Genomic DNA, 20,516 nt, shown 5'->3' with positions numbered 1-20,516 from the left:
CGATCGCGCCCTCGGCAAGGCCGCCGCGGCCACCAGGGACACCCTGCGCGACAAGGTCTCCCAGGCCATCGACGTGCTGACCTTCCTCGCTCCCGGCGCGTTCATCCTCGGCATCGTCGCCGCGGTGTGCGTCGCGCTCGGCCTGTGGCCGCGACTGCGGGAGTACCGGTGAGGCGCGGGCGGATCACCGCGGCGCTGCTGCTCACGGCGGCGGCGCTGCTCGGCGGCTGCGCCGACAGCACCCCCGCGCCGGACGACCGCAGCGTCTACTCCGAACCGCCCCTGCCCGCCAAGGCGATCCCGATCGGCACCGACACCCCGGTGCCCGCCCGCGGCGGCGAGCAGTGCGGCGACCCGACGGCGAGCCTGCGTCCCAGCACCTCGCGCGGTCCGACGATCGACGCCATCCGCGCCAGGGGGAGGTTGATCGTCGGCCTCGACGCGGGCAGCAACCTGTTCAGCTTCCGCGACCCGCTGACCGGCCGGATCGTCGGCTTCGACGCCGACATCGCCCGCGAGATCGCGCGCGACCTGCTCGGCAACCCGGATCTGATCGAATACCGCAGTCTCGCTTCGGAAGAACGCGAGCGGGCGTTGCAGGAGCACACCGTCGACCTGATCGCCAAGACGATGACGATCACCTGCGAGCGCCGCCAGCGCGTGGCGTTCTCCACCGTGTACCTGCGCGCCGACCAGCGGGTGCTCGCGGTGAAGAATTCCGGCATCAACGGCCTGGCCGATCTGGCGGGCAAGCGGGTGTGCGTGGTGCGCGGCACCACCTCGCTCGACCACATCCGCCGCGACCAGCCCGCCGCCACCATCCTGACGGTGCCGACCTGGGCGGACTGCCTGGTCGTGCTGCAGCAGCGCCAGGTCGACGCGGTGAGCACCGACGACTCGATCCTGGCCGGCCTGGCCGCGCAGGACCCCTATACCGAGGTCGTGGGCGCGAGCATCAGCGCCGAGCCCTACGGCATCGGCATCCCGAAGGGCGACGACGACCTGGTCCGCTTCGTCAACGCCACCCTGGACCGCATCCGCAACGACGGCACCTGGGTGCGCATCCACCGCCGCTGGCTCGCCTCGCTCGGGGAGACGCCGAGCCCGCCCGCTCCGACGTACCAGGACTGATCGGCATGACCACACCGACGAACGGTGAACCGGCGCAGGAAGATCCGGCGCGCCAGGAACCGACGCAGCTCACCCACCGCCCCGAGGGCGAACTGCCGGGCGGCTGGACGCTGCCGCCTGCCCCGGCCGACGACGAGACCATGCCGCTGCCGATCCAGGCACCGCACGCGCCCACCGAGATCGCGGCCGCCAGACCCGCCGAACCGGACCAGCCACCGGCCACCCAGCGGGCAGGCGACCGACGCGGTACCGAGGCCTCGCGCGCGGTGACCGAACCGCCCGGCACCCAGGCCACCCCCGCCCGCACCGGATCCGGCGACCTCGCCTGGCCGTCCGGCGCCCAGACCGGGCCGAGCACGTCCAGGTCCGGGCGCAGTGTGCGCACCGCCAGGTCACGCCCCACCCGCAGACTCGGCGCGGGCCTGGTGCCGATCCCGACCGTCAGCCCCGCGGACCCCCGCGAGGCGGTGCTGGCCGATCCGGTGGTCTCGGAGGGCAGGCGGTTCTGCTGGCGCTGCGGCGACCCGGTCGGCCGCTCGACCCCGACCCATGCCGGGACCTCGGCCGGGCAGTGCGGGACCTGCGGCGCCGCCTACGATTTCCGGCCCTCGCTGCACGAGGGCGACATGGTCGCCGGGCAGTACGAGATCCAGGGCTGTATCGCCCACGGCGGCCTCGGCTGGATCTACCTGGCCATCGACCGCAATGTCAGCGACCGGTGGGTGGTGCTCAAGGGCCTGCTGCACGCCGGCGACGGCGAGGCGCAGGCGGTCGCGGTGGCCGAGCGGCAGTTCCTGGCCGAGGTGGCGCACCCGAGCATCGTCAAGATCCACAACTTCGTCGAGCACACGGCGGCCGACGGGTCGAGCACCGGCTACATCGTCATGGAGTACGTCGGCGGTCATTCGCTGCGCGACATTCTCGACGCCAAGCCGCCGGGCGAGCGGATGCCGCTGGCCGAGGCCATCGCCTATGTGCTGGAGATCCTGCCCGCACTGGAACACCTGCACTCGATCGGGCTGACCTACAACGACCTCAAGCCCGACAACGTGATGGTCACCGAGGACCAGGTCAAGCTGATCGACCTGGGCGCGGTCGCCACCATCGAGGCCTACGGAAACCTCTACGGCACCAAAGGCTTCCAGGCTCCCGAGATCGCCAGGACCGGCCCGACCCCCGCCTCCGACGTGCACACGGTCGGGCGCACGCTGGCCGCGCTCACTCTGGCATTGCCCAGTGAGCACGGCCGCTACCTCGACGGCATCCCCGATCCGGCCGACGAGCCGCTGCTGGCCCGCTACGAGTTCTTCTACCGGTTCCTGCTCACCGCCACCGACCCTGATCCGGCCCGGCGGTTTCCGTCGGCGCGGGCGATGTCGGCCCAGCTGGCGGGCGTGCTGCGGGAGATCCTGGCCTACGACACCGGCGCCGAGCATCCCCAGCTGTCCACCGTATTCAGCCCCCAGCGCACCAGCTTCGGCACCGAGGAACTGATCAGCCAGACCGATGCCTACCTCGACGGCGTCGGCCGCTCTCCCCTGCTCGACTCCGGCGATGTGGTCGCCGCGCTACCGGTTCCGCTGATCGACCCCGCCGATCCGTCGGCGCCGCTGCTGGCCGCGACCGCGAATCTGGAACCGGAGCGGGTGCTCGAGGCCCTGCACGAGGCGCGCGAACGCGCCGAGGCGGACCCGGACAACGCGCCGGAAACGCTGGCGGGCGAACTGGTCTTCGCCGAGGCGCGGGCCCGGCTCGAGCTCGGCGAATCGGCGGCGGTGCTGCATCTGCTCGACCGCGTCTCCGGCGAATCCGATTGGCGCGCCGACTGGTTCACCGGCCAGGCCTACCTGCTCGAACTCGACTACGAGGCCGCCTTCGCCGCCTTCGAAGCGGTGCTGCGCGTGCTGCCCGGCGAGATCGCGCCCAAGCTCGCGCTGGCCGCCACCGCGGAACTGATTCTGCAGCACTGGGATTCCGAAGCGCCCGAACAGTGGCGCTCCTTCGCCGAGCGCTACTACGACACCGTGTGGCGCACCGATCGGGCGGTGGTGAGCGCCGCGTTCGGTCTGGCCAGGCAGCTGGCGGTGGCGGGCCGGGTCGGCGAGGCGGTGCACGCCCTCGACGACGTCCCCGCCGCGTCCCGGCACTTCACGACCGCTCAGACCACGGCGATCCTGTTGCTGCTCACCAGCGCTCCCGTCGCCCAGCTCGACGAACAGGTGCTGCGCCTGGCCGCCTCCCGGGCCCAGTCCATCCCGCCGGGCGAACACCGCTCCACTCTCATGCGCACCCTGGTGCAGGGCACGGCGCTGGCCTGGCTGCAGGCCGGCAACACACCGAAGCGCAAGGACGCCAAGCTGTTCGGCCGCCCCTTCGACGAACGCGACCTGCGCGACGGCACCGAGACCGGCCTGCGCGCGCTCGCCCGCAACGCGCCCGACCGCGGGCACCGCTACGCCCTGGTCGACCTGGCCAACTCGCTGCGCGCGAAGTCCTGGTTCTAGGCCGACCCGCCGACCAGCGCGTGCGCGGCCCTGGCGATCGCGAGTTCCTCGTTGGTCGGCACCACCAGCACGTGCACCGGCGCGAACTCCGGCGAGATATGGCGGACACCGGGGGTTCTGGTCTCGTTGCGAACCCTGTCGACCTCGATGCCGAGGTTCTGCAGCCCCGCCAGCGCGTCCGCGCGCACCGACGCGCTGTTCTCCCCGACGCCCGCGGTGAAGACGATGCTGTCGATCCCGCCGAGTTCCACCAGGTAGGCGCCCAGGTAGCGGCGCAGGCGGTGGATGTAGACGTCGTAGGCCAGTTTCGCGGCGGCGTCGCCGTTGTCGATGAGCTGCTGCAATTCGCGGAAGTCGTTGACGCCGGACAGTCCCTTGATGCCGGAATTGCGGTTGAGCAACTGCTCGACCGCGGGCAGGTCCAGCCCGGCGACGTTCATCAGGTGCGGCAGGATCCCGGGGTCGAGATCGCCCGGCCTGGTGCCCATCACCAGGCCCTCCAGCGGGGTCATGCCCATGGTGGTGTCGATCGCGACGCCGCCCGCCACGGCCGAGGCCGACGCGCCGTTGCCGAGGTGGAAGACGATCTGGTTGAGCTCCTCGACGGGCCTGCCCAGGAATTCGGCCGCCTTGGCGGAGACGTACTGGTGCGAGGTGCCGTGGAACCCGTACTTGCGGACGCCGTGCGCGGCGGCCAGTTTGGCGTCGATCGCGTAGGTCTTGGCCGCCTCGGGCAGGGTGTGGAAGAAGGCGGTGTCGAAGACCGCGACCTCCGGGATGCCGGGCAGCAGTTCCCTGGTCGATTCGATGCCGACCACGTTGGCGGGGTTGTGCAGCGGCGCGAGCACCGACAGCTCGTCGATGGTGCGCAGGACCTCGTCGGTGATCAGCGTCGGCTCCCAGAACACCTCGCCGCCGTGCACCACCCGGTGCCCGACCGCGCCGATGCCGATCGTGGTCAGGTCGATGCCGGTGTCGCGGAACATCTCGAACGCCTGGCGCAGTCCCGCCCGGTGGTCGGCGATGACGCCCTCGTGCACCAGCTTGCGGTCCCCGCACTCGTGCACGATCCGGCCGCCGTGTGACTCACCGATCTTCTCGACCAGCCCGGAGGCGAGCACCTCGGACGAGTCGGCGTGCAGCAGTTGGTATTTGATCGAGGAGGAGCCGCAGTTCAGCACCAGCACCAGGTCGCTCACACTGTCTCCGTTCGGCATGCTCGGGCGCTGACCGCTCATGCCTGGTCGCCCTGCGCCTGGATCGCGGTGATCGCCACCGTGTTGACGATGTCGGCGACCAGCGCGCCGCGCGAGAGGTCGTTGACGGGTTTGCGCAGGCCCTGCAGCACCGGGCCGATCGCGACCGCGCCCGCGCTGCGCTGCACGGCCTTGTAGGTGTTGTTACCGGTGTTGAGGTCGGGGAAGACGAACACCGTCGCCCGCCCGGCCACCTCGGAGTCGGGCAGCTTGGTACTGGCGACCGTCGGCTCGATCGCCGCGTCGTACTGGATCGGCCCCTCCACCGGCAGCTCCGGCGCGCGTTCGCGCACGAGTTCGGTGGCGACCCTGACCTTGTCGACATCGGCGCCCGACCCCGACGACCCGGTCGAGTACGACAGCATCGCCACCCGCGGATCGATCCCGAACCGAGCAGCGGTGCCCGCCGAGGAGATCGCGATATCGGAGAGCTGCTCCGAGGTCGGGTCGGGCACCACCGCGCAGTCGCCGTAGGCGAGCACCCGATCGGCCAGGCACATCAGGAACACGCTCGACACCGTGGCGACGCCGGGCACCGTCTTGATGATCTCGAAGGAGGGCCGGATGGTGTGCGCGGTGGTGTGCGCGGCGCCGGAGACCATGCCGTCGGCGATCCCCTTGTAGACCATCATGGTGCCGAAATACGAGATGTCGGCCATGGTTTCGCGGGCACGCTCGAGCGTCATGCCCTTGTGCTTGCGCAGTTCGGTGTACTCGGCGGCGAACTCGTCGAGGTAGCCGGAAGTGCGTGGGTCGAGCACCTGCGCGGCGGCGATGTCGACGCCCAGTTCGGCGGCGCGAGCCCGCACCGAGGTCTCGTCACCGAGGATGGTGAGGTCGGCGATCTTGCGCTGCAATACCCGGCCCGCGGCGCGCAGGATGCGGTCGTCGTCGCCCTCGGGCAGCACGATCCGCTTGCGATCGGCCCTGGCCCGCTCGATCAGCCGGTACTCGAACATCTGCGGGGTGACCACGTTCGACGGCGGTACCTGGATGCGCCGCAGCAGTTCCGGCGCGTCGACGCGCTCTTCCATCAATGCCAGCGCCGTATCGACCTTGAGCGGGCTGCCGGCCCACATCCGGCCGCGGGTGCGGTGTACCGCGCTGGCGGTGTCGTAGGTGCCGAGTTCGGTGGTGAGGATCGGCAGTTTGGGGTGCAGGCCCTCCATCAGGCGCGCGATGGCCGGATGGGGGCGGATGCCGCCGTTCATGATGACGCCGGCCAGCGACGGAAAGCCCTCCGCCTCATGGGCGTTCACCACGCTGAGCAGAACATCGGAGCGGTCGCCCGGGGCGATCACGACCACTCCGTCGGTTAGTCGTTCCAGGATGTGCTCGGCGGTCATGCCACCGACCATGATCCGCAACGCCTCGCGCTGCAGCAGTTCCGGGTCGCCGCTGTAGATCTCGCCGTCGATGGCGCCGCACAGCTCGCCCATGGTCGGCGCCATCAGCAGCGGCACCTCGGGCAGCGTCCAGGACGGCACGTCGAAACCGGCCAGCGCGGCGCCGATCTCGTCGATCTCGGCGGGCGCGCAGCGGTTGGCGACGACCGCGACCAGCTGGGCGTGCTCGGCGGACAGCTCGGTCGAACACAGCTCCACCAGCTGCTTGACCTCGGTGGGCGTGCGTTCGGCGCCGCGCACCACCAGCAACACCGGCGCGCCCAGGTTCACCGCGATGCGCGCGTTGTAGCGCAGCTCGCTCGGGCTGGCGACATCGGTGTAGTCGCTGCCGACGATCACCACCGCGTCGCAGGCCTTGGCGACGTCGTGGAACCGCATGACGATCTCGCTGATCGCGGCGTCGGGGTCGCGGTGCACGTCCTCGTAGGTGACGCCGATGGCCTGCTCGTAGCCGATATCGGCGGTGCTGTGCTCGAGCAGCAGTTCGAGGATGTAGTCGGGCTCGGCGGTCGAGCGGGTGATCGGGCGGAACACCCCGACGCGCGCGGTGGTCGCGCACAACATCTGGAGCACGCCCAGCGCCACCGTGGATTTTCCGGTGTCACCCTCGGGTGAAGCGATGTACACGGTGGACGTGGCATGTTCGACCATGGTCGCGAGCTTAGTTAATCGACGGCGATTCGGGGGTTCGGTGTGGCGCGATCGGCCGCGTTATAGTCCGGCCCATGACATCGCAGTTCCCGGATCGGCAGTGGGGTTCGCGCACCAATCTCCTGTCCCGCGCCGCCAATCGTTTCGCCGCGACGAAGCCGGGTTCCTGGCTGATCCGCACGGTGACCCCGCTGGATCGGGCCTTGCTCGAGCGGACCGACGCCAAGTACACCGTGCTCGGCCCGATCGGCGCGCCGGTGATCCTGCTGACCACCACCGGCCGCAAATCCGGCGCGCAGCGCACCCAGCCGCTGCTCTACGTGCACGACGGCGACACCCTGTACGTGGTCGGCTCCAACTTCGGCCAGGAGCACCATCCCGCGTGGACGGGAAACCTGCTGGCGAACCCGGCGGCCACCGTGGCCATCGCGGGTGAGCGCATCCCCGTCGTCGCCACCCCGGTACCCGACGCCGACAAGGAAGCGCTGTTCGCCCGCTTCATCGAGATCACCGGCGCCTACGCCGCCTACCGCGACCGGACCACGCGCGACCTGCGCATGTTCGCGCTGCGCCGGGCATAGGGCCGACCGTCGCGGCGTTGTTGCCTTGACACCGGCGGCAAGGTCTACCGTGACGGCCACGGTCATCGAGGAGGTCGCATGCTGATCGGCGAACTGGCCGAGCGCACCGGTTCCAGCGCTCGCGCGCTGCGCTACTACGAACAGCACGGACTGGTCGAACCGCGCCGCGACGGCAAGGGCTACCGGATCTACGACGACGTCGAACTGCGCGTCGTCCGCAAGATCCACGCCCTGCGCACCGTCGGCTTCGAACTGGCCGACATGCACCCGTTCGTCGCCTGTCTGCGAGCGGGCGACGGCTCGGGCGACGGCTGCCCCGACTCCGTGGAGGAGTTGCGCCGCAAACTCGACGAGGTCGACGCGGCCACCCGCCGCCTGGCCGCGATCCGGACCCAGCTGGCCACCCAGCTCGCCGACGCCCTCGCCGCCGAACCCGGCGACCCCGCCTGTTCGCTGCGCTGAGTCGCGTCGAATTCCGGTGTCCCGGAGGATCACTCATCGGAGACGACACCGCCCGGATGGTTCGGCGTGACACCGAACCAGCCGGGCGGGTGAGCGTCGAAGGATCAGCCCAGCGCGCGCAGGCGAGGTGCCAGGTCGCGCTTGAACAGGTCGAGGAAGCGCAGCTGGTCGTGGCCGGGGGCGTGGAAGACCAGGTGGTTGAGGCCCGCGTCCAGATAGGGCTTGATCTGGGCGACGGCCTCGTCGGGATCGCTGGCGACGATCCAGCGCTTGGCGACCTGCTCGATCGGCAGCGCGTCGGCGGCGGCCTCCATCTCGATCGGGTCGGTGATGTCGTGCTTCTGCTCCGGGGTCAGCGACAGCGGGGCCCAGAAGCGCGTGTTCTGCAGCGCCAGTTCGGGATCGGTGTCGTAGGAGATCTTGATCTCGATCATCTTGTCGATGCCGGCGAGGTCGCGCTCGGCCTTGGCCGCGCCCTCGGCGACCGCGGGCAGCAGCTTCTCGGTGTAGAGGTCCATGCCCTTGCCCGAGGTGCAGATGAAGCCGTCGCCCGCGCGACCGGCGTAGCGGGCCACGACCGGGCCGCCCGCGGCGATGTAGACGGGGATGCCGCCCTTGGGCACGTCGTAGATGGAGGCGCCGACGGTGTGGTAGTACTCGCCGTCGAAATCGGTACGCTCGCCGGTCCACAGCGCGCGCATCAGCGACACCGCCTCGCGCAGCCGGGCGAAACGCTCCTTGAAGTCGGGCCATTCGCCCTTGTAACCGGTGGCGATCTCGTTGAGCGCCTCGCCGGTGCCGACCCCGAGCATCACCCGGCCCGGGTACAGGCAGCCGAAGGTGGCGAAGGCCTGGGCGATCACCGCCGGGTTGTAGCGGAAGGTGGGGGTGAGCACGGAGGTGCCGAGCATGATCCGCTCGGTGCGCTCACCGGTGGCGGCCAGCCAGGCCAGCGAGAACGGCGCGTGCCCGCCGTCGTGCCGCCACGGCTGGAAGTGATCGCTGACTGTCGCGCTGTCGAGACCGTGCTCCTCGGCGGCCACCGCCAGCTCGACGAGCTCACGCGGCCCGAACTGTTCTGCCGATGCCTTGTATCCGAGCTTGAGATCAACCATCTCAGCCACTCCTGTCGTTCGCTTCGTCGCGGCCCCTGCCGCATCGACACTAACCAACACCGTCACCGAGTTCTCCGGGAGCGGTGGCTCGCACCGCCGCCGGTTTTAGCGGATGATTAGCTGGTGACCGCCAAGGATGAGCAGATCTTGTCGTACCTGACCGACATGGACGGCGTGCTGGTGCACGAGGATCAACTGATCCCGGGCGCCGACGAATTCCTCACCGAGCTGCGCGACAACGAGATCCCGTTCCTGGTCCTGACCAACAACTCGATCCGCACCCCACGCGATCTGCAGGCCCGGCTGCGCCAGACCGGCCTGGACATCCCCGAGGAATCCATCTGGACCTCGGCGCTGGCCACCGCCACCTTCCTCGACGACCAGCGCCCCAACGGCACCGCCTACGTCGTCGGCGAGTCCGGCCTGACCACCGCGCTGCACGAGATCGGCTATGTCCTCACCGACGTCGACCCCGACTATGTGGTCCTCGGCGAGACCCGTACCTATTCGTTCGAGGCGATCACGACCGCGATCCGCCTGATCGATCGCGGCGCCCGTTTCATCGCCACCAATCCCGACGCGACCGGTCCGTCCCGCGACGGCGTGTTGCCCGCGACCGGGTCGGTCGCCGCGCTGATCACTCACGCCACCGGCAAGGACCCGTACTACGTGGGCAAGCCGAATCCGCTGATGATGCGCTCGGCCCTGCGCCGCATCGACGCGCACTCCCAGACCACGGTGATGATCGGCGACCGCATGGACACCGACGTCATCTCCGGCCTGGAAGCCGGCCTGCGCACGATCCTGGTCACCTCGGGCATCTCCACCAAGCACTCGGTCGAGAAATACCCGTTCCGCCCCACCCTGGTCGTCGACTCGGTCGCCGACCTGATCGGCCGCACCCGCTCCCCCTTCCCGGAGTAGCTGCATGTGAGCTGCCTCACAGTGGAATAGGTTCCCGCCCTCGCTGGTTATAGTTGCCATGGCAACCAAAGCGAGTCGAGGAGGGCCCGTGCAGTTCGGAATCTTCACCGTGGGCGATGTGACCACCGACCCCACGAACGGCCGCACCCCCACCGAGGCCGAGCGGATCAAGGCGATGGTCGCGATCGCGCAGAAGGCCGAGGAGGTGGGACTCGACGTGTTCGCGATGGGCGAGCACCACAATCCGCCCTTCGTGCCGTCCTCGCCGACCACCATGCTCGGCTACATCGCGGGCCGCACCGACAAGATCCTGCTGTCCACCTCCACCACGCTGATCACCACGAACGACCCGGTCAAGATCGCCGAGGACTTCGCGATGTTGCAGCACCTGGCCGACGGCCGGGTCGACCTGATGCTCGGCCGCGGCAACACCGGCCCGGTCTACCCGTGGTTCGGCAAGGACATCCGCGACGGCATCCCGCTGGCCATCGAGAACTACCACCTGCTGCACCGCCTGTGGCGCGAGGACGTCGTGGACTGGGAGGGCAAGTTCCGCACGCCGCTACAGTCGTTCACCTCCACCCCGCGCCCGCTCGACGACGTCCCGCCGTTCGTCTGGCACGGCTCCATCCGTAGCCCGGAGATCGCCGAGCAGGCCGCCTACTACGGCGACGGCTTCTTCGCCAACCACATCTTCTGGCCCACCGACCACTTCCAGCGGCTGATCGAGCTGTACCGCCGCCGCTACGAGCACTACGGCCACGGCAGCGCCGACCAGGCCATCGTCGGCCTCGGCGGCCAGGTGTTCGTGCGCAAGAACTCCCAGGACGCGATCCGCGAGTTCCGCCCGTACTTCGACAACGCGCCCGTCTACGGACACGGCCCGTCGCTGGAGGAATTCACCGAGCAGACCCCGCTCACCGTGGGCAGCCCGGAGCAGGTCATCGAGAAGACGCTCACCTTCCGCGAGCACTTCGGCGACTACCAGCGTCAGCTGTTCCTGGTCGACCACGCCGGCCTGCCGCTGAAGACGGTGCTCGAACAGCTCGACCTGCTCGGCGAGGAAGTGATTCCGGTGCTGCGCAAGGAATTCGCCGCCGGGCGTCCCGCGCACGTGCCGGACGCGCCGACCCACGCCTCGCTGCTCGCCGCCGAGACCACCACGGAGGTGACCGCATGACCACTCGCATCGCGGTGGTGTCGGCCGGGCTGTCGCAGCCCTCGTCGACCCGGCTGCTGGCCGACCGGCTGGCCACCGCCACCGCACGAGAGCTGCGCGCCGGCGGCGCCGAGGTCGAACTCGACTTCGTCGACCTGCGCGATCACGCCCGCGAACTCGCCGACAACCTGATCACCGGATTCCCCGCGCCGTCGCTGCGCTCGGCGATCGACCAGGTCGTCACCGCTGACGGGCTCATCGCGGTGACGCCGATCTTCAGCGCCTCCTACAGCGGTCTGTTCAAGACCTTCTTCGATGTGCTGGAACCGGATTCGCTCGCGGGCAAGCCGGTGCTGGCCGGTGCCACCGGCGGCACCGAACGGCACTCGCTGGCCCTCGAACACGCGGTGCGTCCACTGTTCGCCTACCTGCGCTCGATCGTCGTACCCACCGCCGTGTACGCCGCGTCGTCGGACTGGGGCGCCCACGGTGCCGACCAGGCGCTGAACAACCGGATAGACCGCGCCGCAAGCGAATTCGCCACCCAGATCCTCGGCAGGCCCAGCGCCGGACCCGCCGACCCGTACGACGAGCCGACCCCGTTCGCGGATCTGCTCGCCGCCAACCTCCCACGCTAGAACCCCACCCCCACAAGGAGTTCCCATGACCACCGCCATCGCCAACGGCCTCACCGCGGGCACCTGGGCCATCGACCCCGCCCACTCCACCGTCGGCTTCTCCGTACGCCACCTCATGGTGAGCAAGGTCCGCGGCCGCTTCACCGACTTCGACGGCGCGCTCGTCATCGGCGAGGACGGCACCGCCTCCGCGCACGCCGAGATCCGCGTCGACTCGCTGACCACCGACAATGCCCAGCGCGACGGCCACCTGCGCACCGCCGACTTCTTCCACGCCGAACAGTTTCCTGTGATGACCTTCAAGTCCACCGGGTTCCGCGGCGAGGGCAGCGACTTCGTCGTCGACGGCGAGTTCACCGTGCGCGGCAACACCAAGCCGGTCTCCCTCGAGGTCGAGTTCCTCGGCGTCAACGAGGGCATGGGCAACGGCCCGGTCGCCGGTTTCGAAGCCAAGACCGTGGTCTCGCGCCGTGACTTCGGCCTCGACATCGACATGCCGCTGCCCGACGGCGGCGCCGTCATCGGCGACAAGATCACCCTCACCCTCGAGATCGAGGTCGGCCTCCAGAGCTGAGCTCCGACCGCACAGTCCGACGCCCCCGTCGCCACTTCGGCGACGGGGCGTCGGTGTGCCGGCTGCCGACGACCTCACTCCTCGGCGACGGTGATCGCCTCGACCGCGGCGGACAGCCGGGTCAGCGCGGCCACGATCGCCGCGAACTCCACCGGACCGAGCTCGTCGGCGAGGCGGCGAGCGATTCTCGCGTGCTGCGGATTGATGCGCTGGACCGCCGCGCGGCCCGATTCCGTCGCCGCGACCAGCTTCGCCCGCTTGTGCGCGGGGTTGGGCCGGTATTCGCACAGTCCCTTGTCGACGAGCAGGTCGGCGATGCGCTGCACACTCTGCCGGGTGATGCCCATCGCGCGGGCGATGCCCGCGACCGGCAGCGGTTCGGCGAGCACCGCGCCGAGCACCTGCCACCAGGCCGCGGTGAGACCGGCCGGGGCGGCCAATTCCTCGGCGATGGCGAGGAATTGGCCGTTGAGCTTGAACGAGGTGATCGCCGCGGTCGAGAACAGTTCCTGCTCGCCGGCTGTCACGCGTTGGCGGCTTCGTACTCGGCGAGCACCGCGTAGGCCGCCGGGTCGCGGTGCGCGAACAGGGCGTACCAGGCGTCGATGACGTGCGGCTCGGACACCTCGAGGCGGGTGAAGATCTCCCTGGCGAACTCGAACGGCGACATGGCGTCGGCGGTGATCACGTCGCGGTCGGTGACCGCCTGCGCCTCCACATAGTGTTCGGCACCCGAATATCCGCTGTAGACCAGGTATTCGGCCGCGTTGGAGGTGTGCGCGCGATCATCGAGCAGGCCCGCCTTGGCCAATCCGAAGGTGGCGCCGCAGATTCCGGCGACCGGCACGCCCGCGTCGAGGAACTGACGCGCCTTCTCCGCGAACGGCACCAGCTCCTCACCCTCCCACAGATCCGCGCCGGGCAGGATCAGCATCACGCTGTCGGCCGGGTCGAGATCGGCCAGCGCGAGGTCCGGGGTGACCCGCAGTCGGCCCATCGTGGTGATCGGTTCGGTGCTGAGCCCGACCGTCTTCACCTCGAACGTGCCCGGCTCGCGATGCCAACCACCGTTGGCGATGTGCGCGGTGGCGGCGCCCACCTCCCAGTCGGCGAGAGTGTCGTACACGGCCATGTGAACTGTTCGCATCGTCATGACAGTATCCTGTCATAATTGACAGCAAGCTGTCAATAAGAATATTGGAACCCATCGGCAGGCCGCGCATCGTACGCTGACGTCATTCGATGCGAGACAAGGAGACTCAGCGCGATGACCGACCCGGTGCACGGCCTCACGGGCACGCTCACGTCACCGATCCGGGCCGCGGGCGCGCTGGGCGAAGTACTCGTGGCGATCCGCGGGGGAACCGAGACCTACCTCGCGCGGGCCGACGAGCCCCTCCCGGCCGGTGCCACCGTTCTGATCGTCGCGGTGCATCCCGGCCGGCTGGTCGACGTCGTCGCCTGGATTCCGCTCACCAAGGAGGACTGAACATGCTGGGTTATCACGTTCCCGATCCCGACGAGGCGATGCTGGTCAGCGGCGCCAAGACCAAGGACAACGCCCCCTTCAAGGTGGTCATCGGCCGCGGCACCTGGGTGGTGCCGCTGTTCCGCAAGGTCCGCTACCTGTCGCTGGCCATGTTCGAGTCCGAGATCAGGGAACGCTGCGTCACCAAGCAGGCCATCCAGCTCGATGTGCGCGCGGTGATCGCGTTCAAGGTCGCCAACGACACCTCCTCGATCGTCAACGCGGCCCAGCGCTTCCTGTCCGAGCAGGAGCAGGAGATGTCGGTGCTCACCGGCCGCATCTTCTCCGGTCACCTGCGCTCCATCGTCGGCTCGATGACAGTCGAGGAGATCATCCGCGAACGCCAGAAGCTGGCCGACGAGGTGCTGCTCGCCTCGAAGGTGGAGATGAGCAATATCGGCCTGTGGGTCGACTCGTTCCAGATCCAGTCCATCGACGACGGCAACCTGGGCTACATCAACGCCCTGGCCGCACCGCACAACGCCGCCGTGCAGCGCGATGCCCAGATCGCCCAGGCTCAGGCCGCCCAGCGCGCCGCCGAGGCCGAACAGGAATCGCTGCGCCGCCGCGCCGAGTACGAGCGGGAGACCGCGATCCTCAAGGCGCAGTACCAGCGCGACATCGACAAGGCCAATGCCGAAGCGGCCCAGGCGGGTCCGCTCGCCGACGCCATCGCCCGCCAGGAAGTCCTCACCGCCCAGGCCGAGCAGGCCCGCAAGAACGCCGAACTGCGCGAGCAGGAACTCCAGGCCGAAGTCGTGAAACCCGCGCTGGCCGAAGCGGAACGCGTCCGCATCCTCGCCGAGGCCGAAGCCGACCGCACCCGCATCCAGGCCGAGGCCGCCGCCTCCAACAACCGGATCGCCCTGGACCAGTTGCTCATCGAGCAACTGCCCGAAATCGTCAAGCAGGCCTCCAACGGCCTCGCCAACGCCAACCTCACCGTCCTCAACGGGCCCGACGGCGTCGGCGAACTGGTCAACGGCATGGTCGGCCAGGGCCTGACCGTCTTCAACTCCTTGCAGAAGGCGTTGTCCAACGGCGAGGTCGACAAGGTCTGAATCCCGGCATCCGGCCGGGCGCCATTAACGGTGCCCGACCGGATGTCGATTCTCTGGCACGAACGCCGGGATCGACGCAAGGAATGACTGATGGGATTGTGGATCGGTAACCCCGAGCTGGGCGCCGCCGAGAAGGTGATCTGGCAGCAGCTCGCCAATCGAACGCAGGGTGGCCGGGCCGTCGGCGGACGCCTCTCCCTGACCGACACCCGCCTGCTCTTCGTGCCCAATCATCTGGACGCGCTCACCGGTGGCAAGCGCTGGGAGATACCGCTGAGCCGGGTGCGTGCCATCGGCCGACAGAGTCCGGACGGTGGACTGTTCAGCGGTGGCCTGCGCACTCGCCTGCGCATCGAGACCGACACCGGCACCGAACTCTTCGTCATAGGAAAGCTCGACGAGGTGCTCGCTGTCCTCGACGCCGCAGTGCCCTCGTAGCGCCGAAGACCGTCACCCCCGCCAGTTCGACGGGGCCTGCCGGAAACCCGGCCGTGGGCTGGCGAAGGTGGCGATCACCGCACGCACGACCCGCACCGCGGCATCGGGCCCGACCTCGGGCCATCGCTCGATCGCCGCGAACTTCACCGCCGCGCCGGCGTAGACGATGAGCTCGTCGGTACGGGCGGGATAGAAGCCGTAGCCGATGCCGTCGGTGGTCTCGTAGTACTCGTGCCGGGTCGAGTAGGCCGAATCGATCCGACCCGGTTCGGGCAGCCGCACGATCCCGTCGGCCACCGCGCGATCGAGAATCTTCCCCATGACCCCGGTGAGGCCGATGGCCGTGGCGTAACCGACCTCCGCGGACCACGGACCCCGGTGCTCCTCGCGCAGTGGCAGCTCGGTGGCGGGTCCGGTGTAGGTGCGGCCTGCCCACGCCTCGATCGAGTCGTCGATCGGGAAGTGCCAGGTCCGCTCGTCGAAGAGCTGTTGCGCCCGCTGCCTGCGGCGATCGTTCTCGGCATAGTAGGCCGCGCGCTCCTCGGCATTCATCACCCGAAACTAACAGCGCGCCAAACCATCCGGTAACGATGGCGGTTGACAGCCCGGCACCACGACAAGATCTCGGGGGACGTGTTAGGTTCCCGGACAAGAACGTGATCGAGGCCGGGGGCGGGCGGCTGTTGCAGGCCGATATCGATGAATTGGGCAAGCTGGTGACGGTCCTCGATGACGTCGGTCGAGAGATCGACCAACGGGACGTCCGTTGCGAATCCGATCATCTCGGTACGGCGGTAGCCGGAACCGACGTGGTGGCGGCGTGCGTACAGCTGGGTGAGTTCATCGAAGGCGCCTATTGGCGGGTGACCAATCGGTTGCACGAGATCTCGACGGCGGTGACCGCCACTGCGTCGAGTATTCAGGCCACAGATGAGGACTTCGCGCAGACGGTGCCGCGCTCGCCGCCGCGCTGCGGCGCGGTGATTACACCGAGGCCGCCGCCATCATGGCGCACCGGCCCAAGGGGACTGACCACCCAGGAGATCCAGGACCTCGCGGCGGGCAAGAACGTCGCCGGCGTGCCCGCCGATCTGCAGCAGGCGCGGAACGGCGGGGCGTGTCACCGGAGACCATCGTGGAGATCGCCGGCACGCACGGCATCACCCCGGAGGACTTCACCGTGCTCGACGGAATGGAGCCGGTCACCGACAAAGACGGCAAGACCTACTTCATCATGCCTTCCGGCACCAGCGGCGACGATGCGCAGAAGGCGGTGCTCATGACCTACATCCTCAACGCGGGCACCGACTACGACAAGGCCGGCCTGGTACCGGGTGTCGTCAACGACTTCGAGGAAACGCCGTACTCCAGTGCGGAAGTACAGCGGATCATCGACCGGCAGGACAAGAACGACTGGAGCTACGACCAAGACGTAGCGTTCATCGATAGCAACGGTGGGCGGCTCGCAACCACACCCAACGGCATGCTCATGGGACTCGGGGGCAACGAGCTACAGGATTTGTACAGCCAAAAGGGTGGCACCACCTACGGCGACATCTTCATGATGAATCTCGATGACCTCGACGACCCGGCCGGCCAGCTGCGCGAGATCGCCGAATCCGGAAGTAAGTGGTTCGACAACGGGAGCGGACCACAGCAGAGTTCGACCGATCTGGATCGCCTGTTGCACCACGAGGAACGGCACTCCCAGCAGTGGGCGGAGAAGAGATACGCAGGCATGATCGGGTCGGTGGCCTGGTCCGGTCTGAAGGCGTGGTGGACCGACAGTGACGACGAGATCGAAGAAGACGCGGGCCTGCACGACGGGGGATACAAGAAATGATTCGCCGGGCCGCCGTACTCGTCGCCATCGCTGCGCTGCTGACTTCCTGCGGCATATTCGGCAAAGACCAAGTGGACCTGCGGCCAGGGCTACCGGATGCCTTCGGCGCGCGGATCACCGATGGTGAATTGCGGATCTGGACCGGATCGCGGTGCCTTGGCGCCGAACGGGCCGTTCTCGCCTTCGAGCCGAGCCACTCCGCGCTCATTCTGGTTCCCGCGAGCGGAGCGGGAACCGATATCGAGTATTTGACAGTCGGACCGAACCCCGGCTGGAAGATCGCGGAGCCGCTCCCTCCTGGCTTCGAGTGGAGAAACGAGAGAAAGCTCTACCTCACGCAGATCGACGCGGGTTCGGGCGTGGCCGCCGACATCGAGACCATTGTGCGGGACTCCGCGGCGCACCCCGCCGATACCTACTGGTTCCAGGGAGTGGGCTGGCTGAACGCGGCCGATGTCGCCGCGCAGGACGGGAAGACCTTCCGCTCCTTCTGCAGTCCCCACCCGCTGTAACAACCGATCGAAAGCCCCAGGACGGCCGGCCGAGTTTCGTTTCGAGAGGCTGACCCGGGGCATTCGCGGACTCAGCGCAGGGCGTGGTCGAGGTCGCCGAGGAGGTCCTCGATGTCCTCGAGGCCGACCGAGATGCGGACCACGCCGTCGGAGAGGCCGATCGAGGCGCGGCCTTCGGGGCCCATCGCACGGTGGGTCGTCGTGGCGGGGTGGGTGATCAGGGTCTTCGCGTCACCGAGGTTGTTGGAGATGTCGATGATGCGCAGGCGGTTGAGGACCTCGAAGGCGCGCTTCTTGCCGTCGTCGCCGGCCAGCTCGAAGGTGACGACCGTGCCGCCGCCGGACATCTGGGCGGTGGCGAGGGCGTGCTGCGGGTGGGACTCGAGGAAGGGGTATTTCACCCAGTTGACCGACTTGTTCGTCTCCAGGAACCGGGCGACCCGCAGTGCCGACTCGGTGGACTGGCGCACACGCAGCGGCATCGTCTCCAGGCCCTTGAGCAGGGTCCAGGCGTTGAACGGGCTCAGCGCGGGGCCGGTGTGGCGCATCAGGTTCTTGACCGGGCCGTCGATGTAGTCCTGGGCGCCGAGGATTGCGCCGCCGAGCACGCGGCCCTGGCCGTCGATGTGCTTGGTGCCGGAGTAGACCACCACGTCGGCGCCGAGTTCGAAGCCGCGCTGCAACAGCGGGGTGGCGAAGACGTTGTCCAGCACCACCTTCGCGCCCGCGGCGTGCGCGAGCTCGGTGACCTTGCGGACATCGACGAGGGTCTGCATCGGGTTGGCCGGGGTCTCGAAGAACACGGCCTGGGTGGGGACCGAGAGCGCCTGCTCCCACTGCTCGAGGTCGTCACCGTCGACGAAGACGGTCTCCACGCCCCAGCGCGGCAGGATCTCGTTGCACACCACGAAGCACGAGCCGAACAGGCTGCGGGCCGCGACGAGGCGATCGCCCGCCTTCAGCAGCGCGCCCAGCGCGGTGAACACCGCGGACATGCCGGAGGCGGTGGCGAACGCGGCCTCGGCGCCGTCGAGCAGCCGGATGCGCTCCTCGAACATGGCCACGGTCGGGTTGCCGTAACGCGAGTAGACGAAGTGCTCGACCTCGCCGGTGAAGGACGCCTCGGCGGCCTCGGCGCTCTCGTAGACGAAACCCGAGGTCAGGTACAGCGCCTCGGAGGTCTCCTCGAAGCCGGAGCGGCGCAGGCCGCCGCGGACGCCGAGAGTGGCCGGGCCGACGCCCTCGGGCAGTGGCTTGTCGAACGAACCACCGGTGATCATGCTGTTCTCCTTATGCCTGACGCCACGGCAGGCCGACCGCGCGCCAGCCGACGCTGCCGCGCTGCCCGAACGCGTCGGGACCGCCCTCGAAACCGTCCAGCACGTTGTAGGACGGGGTGATGCCCGCCGCGGTCGCCACGGTCGCCGCCCCGATGGAGCGCTGGCCGGAGCGACACAGGAACACCACCGGCGCGCCGTCCGGCCGATCACCCAGCGCCTGCTCGAGCTGCGCGCCGAAGTTCGGATTTCGGGTTCCGGTGCCGTCGACCCACTCGATGAAGTGGGCCGGGCGCTCGATCGAACTGGTGTCGGGGATACCGATCTGCGCCCACTCGCCTTCGGTGCGCACGTCGACCAGCACCGCGTCGGGGTGCTCGGTCAGGATCTCCCACGCCTTCTCAGGGGTGATGTCGCCGGCGTAAGTCATGTCGAAACCTCCTGCGTGAATCCGCTCTTGCCGTGCCGGTTGTCCGGGCACACGGCCANATGTCGCCGGCGTAAGTCATGTCGAAACCTCCTGCGTGAATCCGCTCTTGCCGTGCCGGTTGTCCGGGCACACGGCCAGGTCGTCACCCGGAGCACCCCACCGCGGAGGAGGGTTGCCGACCAGCGAGCCGGGGCTTGGCGCTGGTACTCATGACCTTGCGATCTGAGATTGCCCCGGCACAGGTCACCGTGTCAAACAGTGCTACGGAGTGCAGACCAGCCAGGTGCCGTCCACCCTGGTCAGGTTCCAGGTGCTGGTGGCGGACGTGTCGCCGATCTGCACGGTGGCGTCGATCTTGGCCCGGTCGCCGTTCACCGTCGCCTTGTCGAAACTCTTCTTGTCGATCGTCACTGCCGATTTCGGGCCGCCGAGCCGCTCCGACAGGCCGGATTTCTCCTCGTCGAAGCCGGGGCAGGCGACACCGGCCGGCGGACGCAGCTCGCTGCGCGAGCGCGCGTCGATATAGTTGGTGACAGCGGCGGCGAGACGGTCGGCCTCTGTGACATTTTTCTCAGCGGGCGAGAGCAGGCCGCCGAGCACGATGCCGATGAGCACGATGACCGCGATCACCGCGGCCGCGACGAACGGGACGATGGAACGCTTGTCGGTCTGATCCACCACGATGGGCTGGTCGTCCGAGCCTGTCTGCTCCTCGTTCATGCTGTAATCCTGACAGACCCGGTGCGGGCAACCACACCGCACGCCGGGTGGCCACAACGCCGCAGATAGAATCGCCAGAATGCGGTGCGCTGCCGACTCGGAAGGCAGCTGCCAGCAGCCGGATCGTCAACTTAGCCTAAGCTAAATCGACGCCGTCAACAGTTCTCGACCAAAGGGTGCGCGTAGAAAATGACCGAACAGAGTGCAGCGACCCGCCCGCTCCGCATTGCGATCGTGGGCGCAGGACCGGCCGGTATCTACGCCGCCGACGCATTGATGAAGTCCGATGCCGATGTCAGCATCGAC

General features: G+C 68.7%; 23 protein-coding genes and 1 riboswitch. Of the genes, 13 read left to right on the top strand and 10 right to left on the bottom strand.

The annotated features are described in order from the left end of the window. Nucleotides 1-168: 168 nt before the first annotated feature. Both V8688_RS25200 and V8688_RS25195 read left to right on the top strand, forming a co-directional pair. Nucleotides 169-1,131: a glutamate ABC transporter substrate-binding protein gene (locus V8688_RS25200; RefSeq protein WP_218722171.1), complete on the top strand. Its 963-nt coding sequence runs from the start codon at nucleotides 169-171 to the stop codon at nucleotides 1,129-1,131. A gap of 5 nt (nucleotides 1,132-1,136) precedes the next feature. Further along, nucleotides 1,137-3,635 carry a tetratricopeptide repeat protein gene (locus V8688_RS25195; protein ID WP_316576312.1) on the top strand — a complete coding sequence of 833 codons (2,499 nt, stop codon included), beginning with the start codon at nucleotides 1,137-1,139 and terminating at the stop codon, nucleotides 3,633-3,635. Here V8688_RS25195 and V8688_RS25190 read toward each other — a convergent pair. After that, nucleotides 3,632-4,852, bottom strand: a complete 1,221-nt coding sequence (locus V8688_RS25190) for an acetate kinase (protein ID WP_218722216.1) — start codon at nucleotides 4,850-4,852, stop codon at nucleotides 3,632-3,634. The two genes, V8688_RS25195 and V8688_RS25190, sit on opposite strands and share 4 nt — an antisense overlap. A 17-nt stretch (nucleotides 4,853-4,869) precedes the next feature. After that, the gene (pta, locus tag V8688_RS25185; RefSeq protein ID WP_342801840.1) at nucleotides 4,870-6,948 is read right to left on the bottom strand and encodes a phosphate acetyltransferase; all 2,079 of its coding nucleotides are present in this window, start codon (nucleotides 6,946-6,948) and stop codon (nucleotides 4,870-4,872) included. A 74-nt stretch (nucleotides 6,949-7,022) separates the two neighbouring features. Here pta and V8688_RS25180 point away from each other — a divergent pair, with 74 nt between their 5' ends. Further along, nucleotides 7,023-7,529: a nitroreductase/quinone reductase family protein gene (locus V8688_RS25180; protein ID WP_316576314.1), complete on the top strand. Its 507-nt coding sequence runs from the start codon at nucleotides 7,023-7,025 to the stop codon at nucleotides 7,527-7,529. 78 nt (nucleotides 7,530-7,607) lie between these two features. Then, a complete protein-coding gene (locus V8688_RS25175; protein ID WP_218722175.1) occupies nucleotides 7,608-7,991 on the top strand; it encodes a MerR family transcriptional regulator in 384 nt (127 codons plus the stop codon). 104 nt (nucleotides 7,992-8,095) lie between these two features. On the opposite strand, the gene fgd is transcribed toward V8688_RS25175, so the two are convergent. Further along, nucleotides 8,096-9,106, bottom strand: coding sequence for a glucose-6-phosphate dehydrogenase (coenzyme-F420) (gene fgd, locus V8688_RS25170; RefSeq protein ID WP_218722176.1), 1,011 nt, complete (start codon nucleotides 9,104-9,106; stop codon nucleotides 8,096-8,098). Between the two features lie 123 nt (nucleotides 9,107-9,229). Between fgd and V8688_RS25165 the strand changes: the two genes are divergently transcribed. The 4 genes from V8688_RS25165 (at nucleotide 9,230) to V8688_RS25150 (ending at nucleotide 12,401) form a co-directional block, all read left to right on the top strand. Next, nucleotides 9,230-10,030, top strand: a complete 801-nt coding sequence (locus V8688_RS25165) for an HAD-IIA family hydrolase (protein WP_218722177.1) — start codon at nucleotides 9,230-9,232, stop codon at nucleotides 10,028-10,030. A gap of 88 nt (nucleotides 10,031-10,118) precedes the next feature. Then, nucleotides 10,119-11,210 carry an LLM class flavin-dependent oxidoreductase gene (locus V8688_RS25160; RefSeq protein ID WP_218722178.1) on the top strand — a complete coding sequence of 364 codons (1,092 nt, stop codon included), beginning with the start codon at nucleotides 10,119-10,121 and terminating at the stop codon, nucleotides 11,208-11,210. Next, nucleotides 11,207-11,827 (top strand): FMN reductase, encoded by a 621-nt coding sequence (locus V8688_RS25155; protein ID WP_218722179.1) that lies wholly within the window; start codon nucleotides 11,207-11,209, stop codon nucleotides 11,825-11,827. Before V8688_RS25160 ends, V8688_RS25155 begins: the two co-directional genes overlap by 4 nt. 25 nt (nucleotides 11,828-11,852) lie before the next feature. Then, on the top strand, nucleotides 11,853-12,401 hold the full coding sequence (locus V8688_RS25150) for a YceI family protein (RefSeq protein WP_218722180.1): 549 nt from the start codon (nucleotides 11,853-11,855) through the stop codon (nucleotides 12,399-12,401). 74 nt (nucleotides 12,402-12,475) lie between these two features. On the opposite strand, the gene V8688_RS25145 is transcribed toward V8688_RS25150, so the two are convergent. Further along, the gene (locus V8688_RS25145) at nucleotides 12,476-12,928 is read right to left on the bottom strand and encodes a MarR family transcriptional regulator (RefSeq protein ID WP_218722181.1); all 453 of its coding nucleotides are present in this window, start codon (nucleotides 12,926-12,928) and stop codon (nucleotides 12,476-12,478) included. Then, complete coding sequence (locus V8688_RS25140) at nucleotides 12,925-13,554, bottom strand: DJ-1/PfpI family protein (protein ID WP_218722182.1); 630 nt, start codon at nucleotides 13,552-13,554, stop codon at nucleotides 12,925-12,927. The genes V8688_RS25145 and V8688_RS25140 overlap by 4 nt, the downstream gene beginning before the upstream one ends. A 114-nt stretch (nucleotides 13,555-13,668) precedes the next feature. On the opposite strand from V8688_RS25140, the gene V8688_RS25135 reads away from it, so the two are divergent. The 3 genes from V8688_RS25135 (at nucleotide 13,669) to V8688_RS25125 (ending at nucleotide 15,428) form a co-directional block, all read left to right on the top strand. Beyond that, nucleotides 13,669-13,890 carry a hypothetical protein gene (locus tag V8688_RS25135; protein WP_218722183.1) on the top strand — a complete coding sequence of 74 codons (222 nt, stop codon included), beginning with the start codon at nucleotides 13,669-13,671 and terminating at the stop codon, nucleotides 13,888-13,890. Nucleotides 13,891-13,892: 2 nt separating this feature from the next. Further along, nucleotides 13,893-14,990, top strand: coding sequence for a flotillin family protein (locus V8688_RS25130; RefSeq protein WP_218722184.1), 1,098 nt, complete (start codon nucleotides 13,893-13,895; stop codon nucleotides 14,988-14,990). 90 nt (nucleotides 14,991-15,080) lie between these two features. Further along, nucleotides 15,081-15,428 carry a hypothetical protein gene (locus V8688_RS25125; RefSeq protein ID WP_218722185.1) on the top strand — a complete coding sequence of 116 codons (348 nt, stop codon included), beginning with the start codon at nucleotides 15,081-15,083 and terminating at the stop codon, nucleotides 15,426-15,428. A gap of 12 nt (nucleotides 15,429-15,440) precedes the next feature. On the opposite strand, the gene V8688_RS25120 is transcribed toward V8688_RS25125, so the two are convergent. Both V8688_RS25120 and V8688_RS25115 read right to left on the bottom strand, forming a co-directional pair. Next, entirely contained in the window at nucleotides 15,441-15,980 is a 540-nt protein-coding gene (locus V8688_RS25120) for a hypothetical protein (RefSeq protein WP_342801839.1), read from the bottom strand. Further along, on the bottom strand, nucleotides 15,980-16,309 hold the full coding sequence (locus V8688_RS25115; protein ID WP_342801838.1) for a hypothetical protein: 330 nt from the start codon (nucleotides 16,307-16,309) through the stop codon (nucleotides 15,980-15,982). Before V8688_RS25115 ends, V8688_RS25120 begins: the two co-directional genes overlap by 1 nt. 254 nt (nucleotides 16,310-16,563) lie before the next feature. On the opposite strand from V8688_RS25115, the gene V8688_RS25110 reads away from it, so the two are divergent. Both V8688_RS25110 and V8688_RS25105 read left to right on the top strand, forming a co-directional pair. Beyond that, nucleotides 16,564-17,271: a hypothetical protein gene (locus tag V8688_RS25110; protein ID WP_342801837.1), complete on the top strand. Its 708-nt coding sequence runs from the start codon at nucleotides 16,564-16,566 to the stop codon at nucleotides 17,269-17,271. Further along, nucleotides 17,268-17,783, top strand: coding sequence for a hypothetical protein (locus V8688_RS25105; RefSeq protein ID WP_342801836.1), 516 nt, complete (start codon nucleotides 17,268-17,270; stop codon nucleotides 17,781-17,783). The genes V8688_RS25110 and V8688_RS25105 overlap by 4 nt, the downstream gene beginning before the upstream one ends. A 71-nt stretch (nucleotides 17,784-17,854) precedes the next feature. On the opposite strand, the gene V8688_RS25100 is transcribed toward V8688_RS25105, so the two are convergent. The 3 genes from V8688_RS25100 to V8688_RS25090 all read right to left on the bottom strand — a co-directional run bounded on the left by V8688_RS25100 (nucleotide 17,855) and on the right by V8688_RS25090 (nucleotide 20,210). Further along, on the bottom strand, nucleotides 17,855-19,063 hold the full coding sequence (locus V8688_RS25100) for an O-succinylhomoserine sulfhydrylase (protein ID WP_342801835.1): 1,209 nt from the start codon (nucleotides 19,061-19,063) through the stop codon (nucleotides 17,855-17,857). 10 nt (nucleotides 19,064-19,073) lie between these two features. Continuing rightward, nucleotides 19,074-19,490: a rhodanese-like domain-containing protein gene (locus V8688_RS25095; RefSeq protein ID WP_218722192.1), complete on the bottom strand. Its 417-nt coding sequence runs from the start codon at nucleotides 19,488-19,490 to the stop codon at nucleotides 19,074-19,076. Between the two features lie 97 nt (nucleotides 19,491-19,587). Then, nucleotides 19,588-19,705, bottom strand: a riboswitch (SAM riboswitch). A 46-nt stretch (nucleotides 19,706-19,751) separates the two neighbouring features. Continuing rightward, nucleotides 19,752-20,210: a hypothetical protein gene (locus tag V8688_RS25090; protein WP_218722193.1), complete on the bottom strand. Its 459-nt coding sequence runs from the start codon at nucleotides 20,208-20,210 to the stop codon at nucleotides 19,752-19,754. Nucleotides 20,211-20,516 lie beyond the last annotated feature (306 nt).

Source organism: Nocardia sp. No.11 (assembly GCF_038752175.1).
Lineage (GTDB): Bacteria > Actinomycetota > Actinomycetes > Mycobacteriales > Mycobacteriaceae > Nocardia > Nocardia canadensis.
Note: the sequence above shows the minus strand (reverse complement) of the source record. Positions and strands in the feature narration are given on the sequence as shown.

Coding starts and splice junctions, on each gene's coding strand:
- V8688_RS25195 (WP_316576312.1), top strand. CDS start 1,137: ATGACCACACCGACGAACGGTGAACCGGCGCAGGAAGATCCGGCGCGC.
- V8688_RS25190 (WP_218722216.1), bottom strand. CDS start 4,852: ATGCCGAACGGAGACAGTGTGAGCGACCTGGTGCTGGTGCTGAACTGC.
- pta (WP_342801840.1), bottom strand. CDS start 6,948: ATGGTCGAACATGCCACGTCCACCGTGTACATCGCTTCACCCGAGGGT.
- V8688_RS25180 (WP_316576314.1), top strand. CDS start 7,023: ATGACATCGCAGTTCCCGGATCGGCAGTGGGGTTCGCGCACCAATCTC.
- V8688_RS25175 (WP_218722175.1), top strand. CDS start 7,608: ATGCTGATCGGCGAACTGGCCGAGCGCACCGGTTCCAGCGCTCGCGCG.
- fgd (WP_218722176.1), bottom strand. CDS start 9,106: ATGGTTGATCTCAAGCTCGGATACAAGGCATCGGCAGAACAGTTCGGG.
- V8688_RS25155 (WP_218722179.1), top strand. CDS start 11,207: ATGACCACTCGCATCGCGGTGGTGTCGGCCGGGCTGTCGCAGCCCTCG.
- V8688_RS25150 (WP_218722180.1), top strand. CDS start 11,853: ATGACCACCGCCATCGCCAACGGCCTCACCGCGGGCACCTGGGCCATC.
- V8688_RS25140 (WP_218722182.1), bottom strand. CDS start 13,554: ATGACGATGCGAACAGTTCACATGGCCGTGTACGACACTCTCGCCGAC.
- V8688_RS25135 (WP_218722183.1), top strand. CDS start 13,669: ATGACCGACCCGGTGCACGGCCTCACGGGCACGCTCACGTCACCGATC.
- V8688_RS25130 (WP_218722184.1), top strand. CDS start 13,893: ATGCTGGGTTATCACGTTCCCGATCCCGACGAGGCGATGCTGGTCAGC.
- V8688_RS25125 (WP_218722185.1), top strand. CDS start 15,081: ATGGGATTGTGGATCGGTAACCCCGAGCTGGGCGCCGCCGAGAAGGTG.
- V8688_RS25120 (WP_342801839.1), bottom strand. CDS start 15,980: ATGAATGCCGAGGAGCGCGCGGCCTACTATGCCGAGAACGATCGCCGC.
- V8688_RS25105 (WP_342801836.1), top strand. CDS start 17,268: ATGATTCGCCGGGCCGCCGTACTCGTCGCCATCGCTGCGCTGCTGACT.
- V8688_RS25100 (WP_342801835.1), bottom strand. CDS start 19,063: ATGATCACCGGTGGTTCGTTCGACAAGCCACTGCCCGAGGGCGTCGGC.
- V8688_RS25095 (WP_218722192.1), bottom strand. CDS start 19,490: ATGACTTACGCCGGCGACATCACCCCTGAGAAGGCGTGGGAGATCCTG.
- V8688_RS25090 (WP_218722193.1), bottom strand. CDS start 20,210: ATGAACGAGGAGCAGACAGGCTCGGACGACCAGCCCATCGTGGTGGAT.